This is a genomic window from Pelagerythrobacter marensis (genome assembly GCF_001028625.1).
GTDB lineage: Bacteria > Pseudomonadota > Alphaproteobacteria > Sphingomonadales > Sphingomonadaceae > Pelagerythrobacter > Pelagerythrobacter marensis.
On record NZ_CP011805.1, the window covers coordinates 1,932,797 to 1,947,570 of the forward strand.

Genomic DNA, 14,774 nt, shown 5'->3' on the forward strand with positions numbered 1-14,774 from the left:
CCGACCCATGACATCGCCCATTCGCACAGAGCGGCACGACAACGTGCTGGTCATCGTATCCGACAATCCCCCGGTCAACGCGCTGGGCCAGGCCGTGCGCGCCGGGCTCGCCGCCGGGATAGAGGAAGCGCTGGCCGATGACGCGGTCGAAGCGGTCGTGATCCGCTGCGACGGGCGCACGTTCTTCGCCGGGGCCGACATCACCGAATTCGGCAAGCCGCCACAGGGCCCCAGTCTGCCCGAAGCGCTCGACAAGCTGGAAGCGAGCGACAAGCCGGTGGTCGCCGCGATCCACGGCACGGCGCTGGGCGGCGGGTGCGAAGTCGCCCTCGCCTGCCATTACCGTGTCGCGGTGCCGAGCGCGAAGCTGGGCCTGCCCGAAGTGAAGCTGGGCCTGATCCCCGGCGCGGCGGGCACCCAGCGCCTGCCCCGCCTGGTCGGCGCGGAAGCCGCGCTGCCGCTGGTCGCAATCGGCAACCCGATCCCGGCCGGCAAGGCCCAAGCAATCGGGCTGGTGGACGAAATCGTCGGCGAAGACAGTCTGGAAGCCGACGCGATCGCTTTCGCCAGGGCCCGCATCGGCCAGCCGGTGCCCCGCACGTCGGAAGGCACCGCCAATCAGGACGGGGTGAAGAACCCGGCGATCTTCGACGAATTCCGGCAGAAGAACGCGCGCAAGATGCGCGGCTTCGACGCGCCCAATGCCGCGATCGAGGCGGTCCGGGCGGCGGGCGAGCTGCCCTATGCCGAAGGGGTGAAGAAAGAACGCGAGCTGTTCATGAACCTGATGGGCGGCACCCAGTCGAAGGCGATGCGTCATTATTTCTTCGCCGAGCGGGCGGCGAACAAGATCGACGACGTGCCGGCCGACACCCCGCTGATCTCGGTCCAGAAAGTCGGCGTCATCGGCGCCGGCACGATGGGCGGCGGGATCGCGATGAATTTCCTGTCTGCCGGCATTCCGGTGACGATCCTGGAAATGAAGCAGGAAGCGCTCGACCGCGGAACCGGGGTCATGCGCCGCAATTATGAAAACACCGCGAAGCGCGGGCGGATGACGGCCGAGCAGGTGGAGGCGGCGATGGGCCTGCTGACGCCCACGCTCGATTATGCCGACCTGGCCGATTGCGATCTCGTGATCGAGGCGGTTTACGAAAGCATGGACGTGAAGAAGGAGGTCTTCTCCAGGCTGGACGACGTGGTGAAGCAGGGCGCAATCCTGGCGTCGAACACCAGCTATCTCGATATCGACGAGATCGCGACGGCAACGCAGCGCCCCGGCTATGTCATCGGCCTGCATTTCTTTAGCCCGGCGAACGTGATGAAGCTGCTGGAAATCGTCCGCGGCGCGAAAACGCGCGACGACGTGCTGGCGACCGCGATGAAGCTGTCGCGCAAGATCGGCAAGGTCGCCGCCGTTTCGGGCGTGTGCCCCGGCTTCATCGGCAACCGGATGCTGTCCAAGCGGCAGGAACAGGCCAACGAACTGATCATGGAAGGCGCCAATTACTGGGAAGTCGATGACGTCCTGCTCGAATTCGGTTTCCCGATGGGGCCGTTCCAGATGGGCGACCTGGCGGGGATCGACATCGGCTGGCACCGCGATCCGTCGAAAGTGACCACCGTGCGCGAGGCGCTCTGCGCCGCCGGTCGCTTCGGTCAGAAAGCGGGCAAGGGCTTCTACGATTACGACGAAGCGCGCAGCCGCACGCCGTCGGACGAAGTGAAGGCGATCATCGCCGACTTCGCGCAGAAGGAAGGGCGCGACCAGCGCGAAATCTCGAAGGACGAAATCCGCGAGCGCCTGCTCTATCCGATGATCAACGAAGGGGCGAAGATCCTCGACGAGAAGATGGCCCAGCGCGCCAGCGATATCGATGTCGTCTGGATCAACGGCTACGGCTGGCCGCTCTATACCGGCGGGCCGATGTTCTGGGCCGATACGGTCGGGCTGGACACTGTTGTCGCCGGGCTGGAGAAGCACGGCCTGCCGGTCAGCGATTACCTGCGCGGCAAGGCGGAACGGGGCGAAGGCTTCACCGGCTGAAGCTTTCGAACATGCCAACAAGGCACTGCGGCACCGCCGGTTCAGGCCGACGGTGCCGTTTGCCTATGGCGGCGCATCTGGGCATCAATTGCCGCAGCCACTTCCGCTCGGTCAGGCTGCCGCCCGAAAGCGCTCCGCATTTTCCAGATCGGCCAGCGGCGCCAGAATTCGGCCGTCGAATTCGGCAATCTCCGCATCGGTCGCCACCCGGTGCGGCCAGTCCGCGTGAGTGAGGGCCCCGCGACCGAGAGTGACCACATCCGCCCCATGATCGGAGATCAATTCCGCCGCGCGCAGCGGATCGTGCAGCGACCCGTTCGCCATGACCGGCAAGCCACTGTGCCGTTTCGCCAGGCTGGCAAGGCTGGCCCCATCCCCGAAGGCCGGCTGCCATGCCTCGAACTCGGTAGTGTGGATATAATCGATCGGCAGGCCGCCAAGCAGTCCGTAGATCTCGGCCGCCTCTTCCGGCCCGCGCCATTTGTGGTGGAAATCGTTGACCTTGCCTTGCGAACTGCGCAGCCCGACGATGAAATCGGGTCCAACCGCCGCGCGAACCGCTTCGACCGTTTCGAGTGTGATCCGCAGGCGCCCCGCGACTGTACCTCCGTAGGCGTCGGCACGACGGTTTACGCCCTCGGTCAGAAACTGATCGAGGAGGTAGCCATTGGCGCCATGTATCTCGACCCCGTCGAAGCCAGCCTCGCAAGCGCGGAGGGCGGCCGCCGCGAAGCCTGCGATGGCTTCCTCGATTTCCGTCACGGACATTGCCACTGGCAGCGGGTATTTGCCCGCCCCGCGATAGAACGCCATCTGCTCGCCCGCCGGGCGCTCGGCCGAAGGGCCGCGTGTGCCAGACCGAAAGCGATTGCCCTGCGAAAGCGCCCCGGCATGCATGAGTTGCGCAATGATCCGCGCGCCGCTTGCATGAACACGCTCGACAATCGGCTTCCACGCATCGCGCTGGCTCGCGTCGGCCAGACCCGGCTGAAAATGATACCCCTGCGAGAATGCCTCGTCCGTATACAGACCCTCGGTTATGATCAGCCCGAAGCCGCCTTCGGCAAAGGCGCTGTAGTAGTCGCACATCGGCGCGGTGGCGTGGCCTGTTTCCGTGGCGCTAATCCGCGTCATCGGCGCGACGGCAAGCCGGTTGTCCAGCGCGAGGGAACCGAGTTTCACGGAATCGAACAGGCGCTGCGTGGCAGCCTTCGCTGTGGAATTCGTGGCCATCGGATCACCGTGCCTCCGTGTCGCGGATAGCGGCGATCGCCTCGATCTCGATCATGACTTCGGGTTTGTAGAGCGCCTTCACTTCGGCGATCGTATCCGCCGGGTACGGGGCGGAGAAGAATGCGCGGCGCAGTTCGACGACATCGTTGAAATGGCCCATGTCGGTGACGAAGATCGTCACCTTGATGACATCGTCGAGGCTGGACCCGCCGGCTTCCAGCGCGCGGCGCAGATTGGCGAAGGCCTGCCTCCCCTGGGCCAGAAAGCCTCCTTCGACGATCTTGCCGTCGTCGTCCGAGCCCGCCTGTCCCGAAACGAAGAGCAGATTGCCAAACCTGATCCCCTGGGAAAGCAGGAAGGGTTCATAATTGTCTGGCGTGGTGACGATGCGTTCCAGTTTCATCTTGTTGTTCCATCCGCAAGGGGGCTATGGTGAGAAAAACTAATCATACCCCGGGTTGAAACTGAGCATATGCGCCTGGATGAAGGCGCCGACAAACGCCCAATTCTCACTCAACAAATTAGATTGATTCATCCATGACTCGCCGCCTTCCCCCCCTTTCCGCGCTTCGGGCTTTCGAAGCCGCGGCACGCAATGGAAGTTTCAAGCAGGCGGCGGAGGAGCTGGCAGTCACGCCCACGGCAATCAGCCATCAGATTCGCGCACTGGAGGAGAATCTGGACTGCGCCCTGTTCGAGCGTCGCGTTCGAAAAGTCGTCCTGACCGATGCCGGGGCGCAGCTCTACCCGGTATTGAGGGATGGCTTCGATGCGTTCGCCGAAGCAATCGGACGCTTGAGACATCGCAGCAGCCGAACCCAGGTCACGATCTCGGCCACGACCGCATTCACGGCACGCTGGCTCGTCCCGCGCGTAAGCGGCTTTCGCCTTCAACATCCCGCCATCGACCTTCAGTTTCAGGCGTCCGACGACGTGGTCAATGTTGAGGCTGCCGGGGTCGATATCGCGATCCGCTATGGCGAAGGGCCCTACCCGGACTTTGCGGTGCTGCCTCTGTTTGCGGATCGGTTCGCGCCGGTGTTCAATCCTGTGCTCAAGATCGAAACGCTCGAAGATCTGGCGCAGCGGCCACAGATCGCTTTCCAGTGGCGTCGCCGCCACCCGGATAATCCGACCTGGTCCCGCTGGTTCGCAGAGGCTGGATTGCAGCCGCCGTTCGAACAGGCGCAGCTTCGCTTCTCTGAAGAGAGCCACGCCATCCAGGCGGCGGTGGCCGGCCAGGGCGTGGCGCTGGCCAGCCTCGCGCTGGTGAAGGAGGAACTGGCCGCCCGGCAACTCGTCCAGCCTTTCGGGCCAGCCATCTCCGGCTTTCGCCATCACCTGCTGATCAGAAAGGGAGAAACCAGCAAGGCCATTGGCGAAGTGGTGGACTGGCTTCGGGCCGAGGCTGCGGCCGAGGCGGCATAAGCGCAGTCGACGGCTGCGGGATATCAGGCAAGCAGTTCGTTGAATTCCAGAACGTTGCGGTCTGGATCGCGGACGAAGCATCCCCGGCGGCGGCCGCTGCCCATCACGACCGGGCCTTCGGTAATGGCGATCTTCATTTTGCGCAGCCAGGCGACGAACGCGTCCATATCCTCCACCAGGAAGGCGACGTGCGTATAGCCCGGCCGCTTGGGCTGCGTGTCCATGAGGACATTGCCCACGGCATCGTCTGCTATGCCATTGTAGATCAGATGGATCCTTATCCCCGATGGGTGAACCAGGCCTCGCGCGGCGGCGTCCGGCGATTCCTCTTCGGGATCGGCCACGAAGCCCAGGCTTTCATAGAACGCCTGGGCCCGAGCAATGTCGGTGACGCGAATGCCGACGTGGTCGAAGCCGGTGACGAGCGCCATCACCGTGCCCCCATCGCTGCCACATCGCGATAGAACTCGCTGTGATCGCCGGCGAAATTGTCCATCCCCTCTTCGGTCAGGTGTTCGCTGTATGGAGGCGCGAGGAACGATATCGCCTTGCTGGCCGGGCCCTGATACCAGCGAATGTTGAAGGCGCAGAGCGGACGGAAGAACGTCACTTGCGCGTAATCCTCGATATTGTCGCGAATCCACCAGGCCAGCGGGCGATAGTCGCCCGTGCGTTGATGGTGGTCGAGGTAGGCGGGGATAACGAGCGTCAGCGTCCCGCCGAGAAACCCGGCCTCGTCCGGCCTGTCCCATATGTGCTGCGCTGCGTTGCTGGCATTGTCGGTGCACCAGCAGGCAGTGTCGCCGGCGACGTAGCGTTCGTTGCAATGGGCATTGAGGGTAGGAGAACGATAGGCGCTGCGTATGCTCACGTGGCCGAATGCGCGCTTGAGCGGTTCAAGCAGGCGCGTCGCGACCTCTCGCCCCACCTGCACCGCCAGATCGGGACGTTCCGGTATGTTGGGCACACCGTGAAAGTTGCCGACTTCGGAACAGAGCATTTCACGCATGAAGAAATTGTCCGACAGCCTGGTCCGGCCGAATTCGGTCAGCGTGGCCACGTCGTCGATGGTTGTCGGGATCGTCATGGGTGCTCCTGCAAGTATGGATGGTCTTGACAGGGCGCACATCGTACAATTCATATTCCGCAACAATCCGCCAATTGTGTAATCATATATTTTGGATGATGAAATGTTGACCGACGATTCCCTGCGCCACCTGCGGATCATCGTCGCGATCGACGAAGAAGGCTCGCTCGCCGCCGCCAGCCGCAAGCTGGGGCTTTCGCTGCCTTCGATCTCGCGCATCCTGTCGCAGTCCGAGGCGAATATCGGGGCGAGACTGTTCGAGCGGACAGCGCGCCGGTGCGTCTCCACCGAAGTGGGGAGCATCGTGCTCGAACGGTCTCGCCAGATCCTGGCCGACTATACGGAGATGTTCGAAATCGCCGGTGGAAGCTGGCGGGAACCGAAAGGCCTGGTCCGCATGACTGCGCCGGTGACTTTCGGCCGTCTGCACGTGGTGCCCAGCCTGTGCCGTTTTCTCGATGCAAACCCTGCCATCGATGTCGCCCTGCACCTGACCGATGCGGTCGTCGACCTGACCGACGCGGGCTTTGACGTGGGGCTTCGCATCGGCCCGGTTACATCGCCCTCTCTGGTCGCGAAACGGGTGGGGGAGGTTGCCTGGTGGACCCTGGCCAGCCGCGATTATCTCGACCGGCATGGGACGCCCGCCAGTCCGGCGGATCTGGGCGGCCACAAGTGGATTCAGCATTCGAGCATTCTGCAGCCCGCCCGGTCGCCGCAGGACCTGTTCGGTCCGCAAACCGCAACGCCTTCAACGCGCCTTGCCGTGAACGACGCGATGGCCGCGCTGGAGGCGGCGCGCAGAGGCATGGGGATTCTGTCTGCGCTATCCTATCAGGCGCAGAAGGATGTCGATGAAGGTCGGCTGGTGCGGATACGCTTTCCGGGTGAGGCGGAGCCCATTCCCGTCTCGCTCGTCTATCCCGAAACGAGGCGCAGGATCGAACGCTCGCGGCGCCTGGTGGACTTTCTGGCCGAAGACTTTGGCAAGCTGCTGCGGAGCTAGAGCCTGTCGGCGAAGATTCCGATGCAGGGTATGGAACCCATCCTCCCCAGAGCCGGGGCATTGACGACCGACGGCAATCCACACCCTGCGGACATGCGGGTTGCAATCCGATGACGAATTGCGCATCGATCATGCCGAGAAGGCAGGGGAGCGGATTTGGAACATAGGGTACGCATCGACGAAGAATTGAACGAGCAGCCGCTTGAGGTCATCCTGCGCCCGACCGCCGATGAAAAGGGCGCCTGGACCGGCGCACCCGGCCCCCGAATGGGGCCTCGCCTGTTCGGGGGGCAGGCGGTGGCGCAGGCGCTGATGGCCGCTTCGCTGGAAGAGGATGCGGAACGGCTGGCGCATTCGCTCCATTGCTATTTCCTCAAGCCAGGCATGGCCGAGGAGCCGGTCGAATATCGCGTGACTCACCTGACCGCGGGCCGCAGCTTCGCCGCGCGCCGGGTGGAGGCATGGCAGGGCCAACTGTGCATCTTTTCCATGATCACATCGTTCCACCGGCCCGAGCCCGGCTTTCGCCATGCCGACGAAAGCCCTTATCCGCTTGACGTAGAGGGTGCGCGCGCTGCGCTGGACGAATGGCGCGAACGTGGCGGGGATGGCGGCGAACACCCACTCGCGCAGCGGCTGCAGCGACGGCCGATCGAGATCGTGCCGCTCGATCCTTCCGCCATTTTCGGCGGAGCCGGGCACGAACCGCGGGCCGCGTGGTGGATGCGCCTGCGCCGGCCGGCCAGGGCCGATCCGGCAATGCAGCGCGCGCTGCTCTCCTATGCCTCCGACATGCTGTTCATGCGCAACGCAATGCTGCCGCACGCGATCCAGCCGGGCAGCCACGAGGTTCAGGCGACCAGCCTCGACCATGCGCTGTGGTTCCACGAGACGCCCGACTTCGACCGCTGGCACCTGTTCGTCAGCGACAGTCCGTGGGCCGGTAGCGCGCGCGGGTTGAGCCGCGGGCATTTCTTTGCCGAGGACGGCCGGATGATCGCCACCGCGCAACAGGAAAACCTGATGCGCCCGCAAGGCGAAGCGCTGGAACGCCTTGCCGCGCAGGACCAACCTGCCCCGCCGTCCCCGGCCTGATCGCCCCCGGCCCGCACACCGACGACGAGAACGACAATAAGAACGAGAGGAACCCCCATGTCGCCATTCCACCCTGACCGCAAAATCACACAAGCTCTCGCCAGGGCAGCGGCCCATCGCCCCTCGCCCGCCGCGCGCTCGGTCGCTGGCCAGATGGTCGCGTTCGACAGCGGGGCAGGGATATGAGCGACCGGCTGGCGGGCAAGATCGCGGTCGTTACCGGCGCGGCCTCGGGCATTGGCCGGGCGAGCGCGCTGCTGTTCGCGCGCGAGGGTGCCCGCGTGGTCGCTTTCGACCGGGCGGAGGCAGTGCATGACACCGCAGAAGCCGTGCGCGCCGCCGGAGGGCAGGCGCTGGCGAGAACGGGCGATGCCGGCGACGAAGCCGACATTGCCGCGCTGGTCGCAGCGGCCGGGGCCGAATTCGGCGCGCTGCACCTGTTCTTCGCCAATGCCGGGATCACCGGCGGGGTGCGCGGCGGGTTCTTCGACGCATCGCCGGACGACTGGGCCGAGGTGCTGCGCGTCAACCTGATCGGCCCGTTCCTGGCGGTGAAGCACGCGGCGCCCGCGATCCGCGACAGCGGCGGCGGCGCGATCGTCTGCACCGCATCGGTCGCCGGCCTGCGTTCGGGGGCCGGCCCGGCGCAATATTCGGCGAGCAAGGCGGGGGTGATCAACCTGGTGCAGACGGCGGCGCAGCAGCTCGCCGGCACCGGCGTGCGGATCAACGCGGTCCTTCCCGGCCTGACCGAAACGGGCATGACCCGCCCGCTCTACGAAGGCGCGCGCGCGGCGGGGAAAGAGGACCGGATCGGCCAGCTCAACCCGCTGCTACGCGGCGGCGAGCCGGAGGAGATCGCGGCGGCGGCGCTGTTCCTGCTGTCCGGCGATGCCAGCTACATCAATGGGCAGGCGCTGGCGGTGGACGGCGGGCTGTCGAGTTCGCACCCGACCTCCCGCCCGCCGGGCGATCCTGGCCGCCCCAGCTCGTGACCAACCTGTACCGCGGGCGGCGAGCCTAGAGGCCGGCGGCGACCGCGATCCAGTAGGTCGCCCCGGCGAAGACGTAAGCGAGCGCGAAGAGATAGCCGACCATGAACATCGGCCATTTCCAGCCGTTCGTCTCGCGCCGCGCGACCGCGATGGTCGAAAGGCATTGCGGCGCGAAAACGAACCAGGCGAGGAAGGCGAGCGCAGTCGGCAGGCTCCACCGCGCCGTGATCTGTTCTTCCAGCGCCAGGGCTGTTTCGTCCTCATCGCCCGAATCGACGGCATAGGTTGTGGCGAGCGAGGAGACCGCAACCTCGCGCGCGGCCATCGCGGGCACCAGCGCCAGCGCCATCTCGCGGTTGAAACCAATCGGTTCCACCACGGCATGGACGCCGGTCGCGATCGTGCCCGCGAACGATGCGTCGATCTGGCTTTCGCCGGGATCGGCCTTGGGGAATGACAGCAGGACCCAGAGGGCAATCGTTGCGACAAAGATGATCGTGCCCGCGCGCCGCAGGAACACCCAGGCGCGCTGCCACAGGCCGATCGCGAGATCGCGCAGGCGCGGCATCTGGTATCGCGGCATTTCCATGATGAAGCCGCTGGCGGCGCCTTTCGCGACCGTGCGCCGCAGGACCAGCGCAGCAATCATCGCGCCGGCAATCCCGGCGACATACAGCGCGAACATGACCAGCCCTTGCAGCCCGACGCCCGGCCCGACGGTGGTGTTGGGAATCACCGCGGCAATGATCAGCGCATAGACCGGCAGCCGCGCCGAACAGGTCATCAGCGGTGCGACCAGAATCGTAGTCAGGCGATCTTTCGGATCGGCAATGCTGCGCGTCGCCATGATCCCCGGAATCGCACAGGCGACGCTGGAAAGCAGGGGAATGAAGCTTTTGCCCGACAGGCCGACGCGGGCCATCAGGCGATCCATGATATAGGCCGCCCGGGCCATATATCCGCTCGCTTCCATCACCAGGATGAAGGCGAAGAGGATCACGATCTGCGGCAGGAACACGACGACCGAACCGACACCGGCCAGAACGCCTTCGGTCACCAGGTCGCGCAGAAAGCCGCCGGGGAAAGTCGCAACGACCCATTCCGAAATCGCACCGACGGCGCCTTCCAGCGCATCGGCGAACGGGGTCGCCCAGGCGAACACGGCCTGAAAGATGACGAACAGCAGGGCGAGCAGGATCGGTGCGCCAAACCAGGGATGCAGCAGGATCGTGTCCAGCCCGGAATGGAGCCGGTGCTGCGCGGATTCGGACAGGGTCGCGCCCTTCGCCATGTGCCGTGCCGCCAGCCGGCGTTCGGGCAATGTCAGATGCTGCCGCGTGTGCGTTTCCGCCTCTTCGTCGCTCGCCTGGATTTCGGCGCGGGCGATCGCTTCCGCCAGCTCGTCCAGACCGCGGCGGCGCACCGCGACGGTCGGGATCACGGGCACGCCGAGCGCCTGCGACAGCGCAGCGGGATCGAGCGTCAGCCCGTCCCGTTCTGCCAGGTCGATCATGTTCAGCGCGACCACGGTCGGCCGGCCGAGCGCGATCACTTCCTGCGCGAAGACCAGATGCTGTTCCAGATTCGCGGCATCGAGCACCAGCACGAGAACTTCGGGCAGGGCCTCGCCCGGAAATTCGCCGTGGACGACCTTGCGCGTCACTTCCTCGTCCGGGCTGGCCGAATCGAACGAATAGGAACCGGGCAGGTCGATCAGTTCGACCGGCTCGCCCGAGGGCAGGATCAGTCGTCCCGCCTTGCGCTCCACCGTCACGCCCGGATAGTTCGCGATCTTCTGCCGCGCGCCGGTGAGGGCGTTGAACAGCGCGCTCTTGCCCGCATTGGGGTTGCCGACCAGCGCGGCGGTGCGTTGCCGGGTCATGAGTATTCCACCTCCATCGCGGCGGCGTGCGCGCGGCGCAGGGCGACCGTCATGCGGCCGACCGTAACCGCGAGCGGATCGAAACCGCCGAACATTCCGCGATGCGCCAGCGTCACGCTGGCACCTTCGTCCAGACCCATAGCGCGCAGGCGCTTGGCGTCTTCGGGGGCGAGAATGGCCCAATCGACCGAAACGACGGTCGCCTGCTGGCCGTGATCGAGCTGATCGAGCGTCATACCCAGCCCGCTATGGGATACGAACTACATTTGCAACTCGTTATCAATAAAAGGTGGCGCGGCGCCCTGTGTCAGCGTGCCGGATAGCGCAGACGGCCAAGGAAACGCGCAATGCTGAAGTGCTCGCGCTCGCCGCCCAGCAGCTGCGCCTTGGCCTTTTCGAATCGCATGATCCCTTCGATCCGGCGGTCGAGGAACGCGCGCGTCTCGCTCTTGTCCGCGCTCTCGTCGTCGACGAAGACGGTCAGCGTCGCACCGTAGATCGCGCCCAGCATCGTGCGTTTGGTATAGTGGTTGTAATCGGTCGCCGTATCCCCGGCACAGCGCCACATCACATCCGCAGTGCGCCAGCCGAGCCGCAGGGCCTGCGCCGCATTCTGCGGCATCGCCATGACCGACAGCGCCCGTCGCAAAGCCTCTTCCCGCCCGCGCATCGCATCGAGCCGCGCGAACACGAGACCCGCGATCCGTTCGCGGATCTTCATTTGCGCAAGCCGTTCGGCCGGCAGCGCTGCGATCATCGCCAGATCGACCGATTCGATCCACGCCGCGATCATGTCCATCGGACCTCCGGGATAGGCGAGCGCGGCGACATCGGGGTCCACCCCTTCGGCCGTCGCCGCAGCGCGCACCGCCGCATCCCCCCAGCCATCGAACACGACGGCATCGGCCACTGCCGGGGCCAGCGCCAGCCGCAATTCGTCCAGGGTGGGATCGTCGGGCAGCGTCGCGGGGGTCGTGGTCATGGTCAGAACCGCGGCCCGTATGCGGGGCCATTGCCGCCTTCGCGCTTCGCATCGGCATCCGCGATCGCCTTGGCAATCCGTGGGTCGCTGCCCGGCAGGCCCGCGTAATCGCGCGCCGAACGGCCCGAATTGTCGGTCCGGTCGGGGCTGGCCCCATGTTCGAGCAGCATGTCCACCATCGCCGTGTCGCGCCGGTGGATCGCCGCAATCAGCGGAGTTTCGCCGGTGGCATTGGTTTCCTCGATCCGGGCGCCCGCTTCGATCAGCTCCTCCGCCCCTTCGACGAAGCCGAGACTGACGGCGATCGACAGCGGGGTATTGCCCCGCTTGTCGCGCACGTTGGGATTGGCGCCTTTCTGGGTCAGGAAGCGAATCCACACCGCGTCGCGCCGTTCGGCCACGATATGCAGCGCGCTTTCGCCATTGGAAATGTCGCGCGCGTTGACGATGACGGAGCCGGGCTGGCTCAACGCCTCGGTCACCGCAGCGCCGTCGCGATCGCGCACGGCCTTCAGGAACTCGTACCCTTCGGACATCAACTGGGCCGAAGCCGGCGCCATGAGGAGCGCGGCCGCGAGACCGGTGATCGCAATCGCCTTGCGCGAAATGGCCCGGACCATGCCTGTTCTACCTTTCATCGCTTCATCGTCTTGCAGGCGGCCCATCACCGTCTGCCGTTTCTTCGCGGGGCCGAGGCCCCTTGCCGAACGGCGATTAGCAGAGCATGAAGCGGCGCGCCATGCCCCTCCCCCATACCACCCCGTTTCGTCGCGCGATCTCCGGCCTTGGCCTGGCCCTGGCCGGCGCGCTCGCCCTGTCCGCCTGCGACAGCCAGCCCGCCTTGCAGACCGCCCCCCTCCACGGTGCGGCGATCGGCGGGCCTTTCGCGCTGACCGGGGCGGACGGCGAAATCCATCGCTGGGGCGACTTTGCCGGCCAATGGCGGATCGTCTATTTCGGCTATACCTATTGCCCCGATATCTGCCCCACCGATGTCCAGCGCCTTTCCCAGGGGCTGTCGCAGTTCGAGGATGCGGATCCCGAACGCGGGGCTGGCGTGCAGCCGATCTTCATCACCATAGATCCGGCCCGTGATACGCCCGAAGCGCTGGGCCAGTTCGCTTCCAATTTCCACCCTCGCCTGATCGCGCTGACCGGCAGCGAAGAAACGATTGCAGAGACTGCCAGAACCTTCGGCGTCTTTTATTCGCGCGGCCGCGAAGGCGAAGGCGGGGCCTACGACATGAACCATTCGAACATCGCCTATCTCTTCGCGCCCGACGGCGCGCCGGTGGCGATCCTGCCGACATCCGAAGGCGCGGATGCGATTGCCGCGGAACTCGACCGGTGGGTGCGCTGAGAGCCCGTTTCTGGGAGCTGCCGCTGGCGGAGCTTTCGCGCGAGGAGTGGGAAAGCCTGTGCGACGGCTGCGGCCGGTGCTGCCTGCACAAGATCGAGGATGCCGATACCGGCGAAATCGCCGATACCAACGTCGCCTGCAAGCTGCTCGACACCGATACCGCGCGCTGCAGCGACTATCGCCATCGCAAGGCCTATGTCCCCGATTGCCTGCGCCTGACGCTGAAGATCGTGGACCAGGTCGAATGGCTGCCCGAAACCTGCGCCTATCGCCGCCGCGCGGCGGGGGAACCGCTGCCCGAATGGCACCACCTGCTGACCGGCGACCGCGACGCGGTGCACCGCGCCGGGGCCTCGGTCGCCGGGCGCGTAATCAGCGAGCGCGAGGCCGGGCCGCTCGAACATCATATCGTCGACTGGGACGAAACGTGATCGACTGGCTTCGCCGCGAACCGCGCGAAGTGCCGGAAATCGCGCTGGGCGAACGGCGGCTGCCGGTGGTCGTGGTGCGCCACCCGCGGGCAAGGCGCATGACCCTGCGCCTCGCCCCGTCGGGCGATGCCGTGCGCGTCACCCTGCCGCAGTGGGGCCGCACGGCCGAAGCGCTCGCCTTTGCCCGTTCACGCGCCGAATGGCTTGCGGCGCAGCTCGATAAAGTGCCCCTTGCCGATCCTCCGCGCGCGGGCGGCACCGTTCCCTATCGCGGGGAACCGCTGGCGATCCACTGGGCCGCCGACGCCCCGCGCGGCCCGCGCCTTGCCGACGGCGCGATCGCCATCGGTGGGCCGCAGCGGCATCTGGTGACCCGGCTGGCGCGCTGGCTGGAGAAGGAAGGCCTGCGCCTGATGCAATCGGACCTGGCCGATTTCTGCGCCGCCGCCGGCGTGCCGCAGCCCGCGCTGCGCCTGTCGCGCGCGCGGCGGCGCTGGGGAAGCTGCGCGAGCGACGGGACCGTGCGGATCAACTGGCGGCTGGTCATGGCCCCCGATGCCGTGCGCCGTTCGGTCGTCGCGCACGAAGTCGCCCACTTGCTCCATTTCGATCATGGCCCCGCGTTCAAGGCCGCGCTTGGGCGGATTTACGACGACGATCTGTCCGCCGCCGACCGCTGGCTGAAGGATCGCGGGCGCACGCTCTACGCCCCCTTCGGCTGAACCTTGCGCTTACGGCACTGGCGCTCGTGCGCCAGAGGCCCTATCTTGCCGCCATGCGACTGATCAGCCGTCTCAATCCCGCCGAAGGTGTCGGCGATTTCTGGGCCTATATCCGCCGTCCGCAGCCCTATCGTCTGCCGATTCTGGCCCTTTCGTTCCTGATGACCGGCAGCCTGCTGTTCTGGGTCGTGCAGGAACGGTATTACATGCCGCCCGAACGGCCCGAGATCACCTATATCACCACTTTCGCGCCGGGGCGCACCGATGCGGAAATCGCCGCATCCAACCGTGCGAACCAGGAACGGCAGGATGCGCTCGCCGCCGAACGCGCCGAGCGCGAGGAACTGCGGCGCGAAATCTACCGCAGCCTCGGCCGCGCCACCGGGATGGACGTGGACCGGATCGAACGCGAAGCTGCGGAAGAGCAGGCGCGCGAGGAAGCGGCCGAGGCAGCGCGCCGCGCGGCCCTGGTCGGCGATTCCGTTGCCGAAGATTCGCAGTAACGC

Annotated in this window: 17 protein-coding genes; 9 read left to right on the plus strand and 8 right to left on the minus strand. The window is 66.0% G+C overall.

Features of this window, described 5'->3' with window-relative positions:
- The first annotated feature begins 7 nt into the window (after positions 1 to 7).
- A complete protein-coding gene (locus AM2010_RS09220) occupies positions 8 to 2,047 on the plus strand; it encodes a 3-hydroxyacyl-CoA dehydrogenase NAD-binding domain-containing protein (RefSeq protein ID WP_047806813.1) in 2,040 nt (679 codons plus the stop codon).
- 111 nt (positions 2,048 to 2,158) lie between these two features.
- Here the strand turns inward: AM2010_RS09220 and AM2010_RS09225 are convergent, their stop codons facing one another.
- Complete coding sequence (locus AM2010_RS09225; RefSeq protein WP_047806814.1) at positions 2,159 to 3,280, minus strand: NADH:flavin oxidoreductase; 1,122 nt, start codon at positions 3,278 to 3,280, stop codon at positions 2,159 to 2,161.
- Positions 3,281 to 3,284: 4 nt separating this feature from the next.
- Positions 3,285 to 3,683, minus strand: coding sequence for a RidA family protein (locus AM2010_RS09230; protein WP_047806815.1), 399 nt, complete (start codon positions 3,681 to 3,683; stop codon positions 3,285 to 3,287).
- 134 nt (positions 3,684 to 3,817) lie between these two features.
- Between AM2010_RS09230 and AM2010_RS09235 the strand changes: the two genes are divergently transcribed.
- Positions 3,818 to 4,708 carry a LysR substrate-binding domain-containing protein gene (locus tag AM2010_RS09235; protein ID WP_047806816.1) on the plus strand — a complete coding sequence of 297 codons (891 nt, stop codon included), beginning with the start codon at positions 3,818 to 3,820 and terminating at the stop codon, positions 4,706 to 4,708.
- A 23-nt stretch (positions 4,709 to 4,731) separates the two neighbouring features.
- Here AM2010_RS09235 and AM2010_RS09240 read toward each other — a convergent pair whose 3' ends face one another.
- On the minus strand, positions 4,732 to 5,139 hold the full coding sequence (locus tag AM2010_RS09240) for a VOC family protein (RefSeq protein ID WP_047806817.1): 408 nt from the start codon (positions 5,137 to 5,139) through the stop codon (positions 4,732 to 4,734).
- The gene (locus AM2010_RS09245) at positions 5,139 to 5,795 is read right to left on the minus strand and encodes a hypothetical protein (RefSeq protein WP_047806818.1); all 657 of its coding nucleotides are present in this window, start codon (positions 5,793 to 5,795) and stop codon (positions 5,139 to 5,141) included. The genes AM2010_RS09240 and AM2010_RS09245 overlap by 1 nt, the downstream gene beginning before the upstream one ends.
- A gap of 106 nt (positions 5,796 to 5,901) precedes the next feature.
- Here AM2010_RS09245 and AM2010_RS09250 point away from each other — a divergent pair, with 106 nt between their 5' ends.
- The 3 genes from AM2010_RS09250 to AM2010_RS09260 all read left to right on the plus strand — a co-directional run bounded on the left by AM2010_RS09250 (position 5,902) and on the right by AM2010_RS09260 (position 8,891).
- On the plus strand, positions 5,902 to 6,801 hold the full coding sequence (locus AM2010_RS09250; RefSeq protein WP_160325592.1) for a LysR family transcriptional regulator: 900 nt from the start codon (positions 5,902 to 5,904) through the stop codon (positions 6,799 to 6,801).
- Between the two features lie 156 nt (positions 6,802 to 6,957).
- On the plus strand, positions 6,958 to 7,896 hold the full coding sequence (locus AM2010_RS09255) for an acyl-CoA thioesterase (protein WP_236699499.1): 939 nt from the start codon (positions 6,958 to 6,960) through the stop codon (positions 7,894 to 7,896).
- 182 nt (positions 7,897 to 8,078) lie between these two features.
- A complete protein-coding gene (locus AM2010_RS09260; RefSeq protein WP_047806821.1) occupies positions 8,079 to 8,891 on the plus strand; it encodes an SDR family NAD(P)-dependent oxidoreductase in 813 nt (270 codons plus the stop codon).
- A gap of 25 nt (positions 8,892 to 8,916) precedes the next feature.
- Here AM2010_RS09260 and feoB read toward each other — a convergent pair whose 3' ends face one another.
- From feoB to AM2010_RS09280, 4 genes are all read right to left on the minus strand, one after another.
- A complete protein-coding gene (gene feoB, locus AM2010_RS09265) occupies positions 8,917 to 10,773 on the minus strand; it encodes a ferrous iron transporter B (RefSeq protein WP_047806822.1) in 1,857 nt (618 codons plus the stop codon).
- On the minus strand, positions 10,770 to 11,009 hold the full coding sequence (locus AM2010_RS09270) for a FeoA family protein (RefSeq protein ID WP_047806823.1): 240 nt from the start codon (positions 11,007 to 11,009) through the stop codon (positions 10,770 to 10,772). The genes feoB and AM2010_RS09270 overlap by 4 nt, the downstream gene beginning before the upstream one ends.
- A gap of 71 nt (positions 11,010 to 11,080) precedes the next feature.
- The gene (locus AM2010_RS09275) at positions 11,081 to 11,755 is read right to left on the minus strand and encodes a COQ9 family protein (RefSeq protein WP_047806824.1); all 675 of its coding nucleotides are present in this window, start codon (positions 11,753 to 11,755) and stop codon (positions 11,081 to 11,083) included.
- A 2-nt stretch (positions 11,756 to 11,757) separates the two neighbouring features.
- Positions 11,758 to 12,393, minus strand: a complete 636-nt coding sequence (locus tag AM2010_RS09280) for an ankyrin repeat domain-containing protein (RefSeq protein WP_236699500.1) — start codon at positions 12,391 to 12,393, stop codon at positions 11,758 to 11,760.
- A 101-nt stretch (positions 12,394 to 12,494) separates the two neighbouring features.
- Here AM2010_RS09280 and AM2010_RS09285 point away from each other — a divergent pair, with 101 nt between their 5' ends.
- From AM2010_RS09285 to AM2010_RS09300, 4 genes are read left to right on the plus strand one after another with little or no spacing between them, the layout of a single operon-like run.
- Positions 12,495 to 13,115: an SCO family protein gene (locus AM2010_RS09285; protein WP_047807860.1), complete on the plus strand. Its 621-nt coding sequence runs from the start codon at positions 12,495 to 12,497 to the stop codon at positions 13,113 to 13,115.
- The gene (locus tag AM2010_RS09290) at positions 13,103 to 13,546 is read left to right on the plus strand and encodes a YcgN family cysteine cluster protein (protein ID WP_047806825.1); all 444 of its coding nucleotides are present in this window, start codon (positions 13,103 to 13,105) and stop codon (positions 13,544 to 13,546) included. The genes AM2010_RS09285 and AM2010_RS09290 overlap by 13 nt, the downstream gene beginning before the upstream one ends.
- A complete protein-coding gene (locus tag AM2010_RS09295; RefSeq protein ID WP_047806826.1) occupies positions 13,543 to 14,268 on the plus strand; it encodes a M48 family metallopeptidase in 726 nt (241 codons plus the stop codon). The genes AM2010_RS09290 and AM2010_RS09295 overlap by 4 nt, the downstream gene beginning before the upstream one ends.
- Before the next feature lie 53 nt (positions 14,269 to 14,321).
- Entirely contained in the window at positions 14,322 to 14,771 is a 450-nt protein-coding gene (locus AM2010_RS09300) for a hypothetical protein (RefSeq protein WP_047806827.1), read from the plus strand.
- Positions 14,772 to 14,774 lie beyond the last annotated feature (3 nt).

Coding starts and splice junctions, on each gene's coding strand:
- AM2010_RS09220 (WP_047806813.1), top strand. CDS start 8: ATGACATCGCCCATTCGCACAGAGCGGCACGACAACGTGCTGGTCATC.
- AM2010_RS09225 (WP_047806814.1), bottom strand. CDS start 3,280: ATGGCCACGAATTCCACAGCGAAGGCTGCCACGCAGCGCCTGTTCGAT.
- AM2010_RS09230 (WP_047806815.1), bottom strand. CDS start 3,683: ATGAAACTGGAACGCATCGTCACCACGCCAGACAATTATGAACCCTTC.
- AM2010_RS09235 (WP_047806816.1), top strand. CDS start 3,818: ATGACTCGCCGCCTTCCCCCCCTTTCCGCGCTTCGGGCTTTCGAAGCC.
- AM2010_RS09240 (WP_047806817.1), bottom strand. CDS start 5,139: ATGGCGCTCGTCACCGGCTTCGACCACGTCGGCATTCGCGTCACCGAC.
- AM2010_RS09245 (WP_047806818.1), bottom strand. CDS start 5,795: ATGACGATCCCGACAACCATCGACGACGTGGCCACGCTGACCGAATTC.
- AM2010_RS09260 (WP_047806821.1), top strand. CDS start 8,079: ATGAGCGACCGGCTGGCGGGCAAGATCGCGGTCGTTACCGGCGCGGCC.
- feoB (WP_047806822.1), bottom strand. CDS start 10,773: ATGACCCGGCAACGCACCGCCGCGCTGGTCGGCAACCCCAATGCGGGC.
- AM2010_RS09270 (WP_047806823.1), bottom strand. CDS start 11,009: ATGACGCTCGATCAGCTCGATCACGGCCAGCAGGCGACCGTCGTTTCG.
- AM2010_RS09275 (WP_047806824.1), bottom strand. CDS start 11,755: ATGACCACGACCCCCGCGACGCTGCCCGACGATCCCACCCTGGACGAA.
- AM2010_RS09280 (WP_236699500.1), bottom strand. CDS start 12,393: ATGAAAGGTAGAACAGGCATGGTCCGGGCCATTTCGCGCAAGGCGATT.
- AM2010_RS09285 (WP_047807860.1), top strand. CDS start 12,495: ATGCCCCTCCCCCATACCACCCCGTTTCGTCGCGCGATCTCCGGCCTT.
- AM2010_RS09300 (WP_047806827.1), top strand. CDS start 14,322: ATGCGACTGATCAGCCGTCTCAATCCCGCCGAAGGTGTCGGCGATTTC.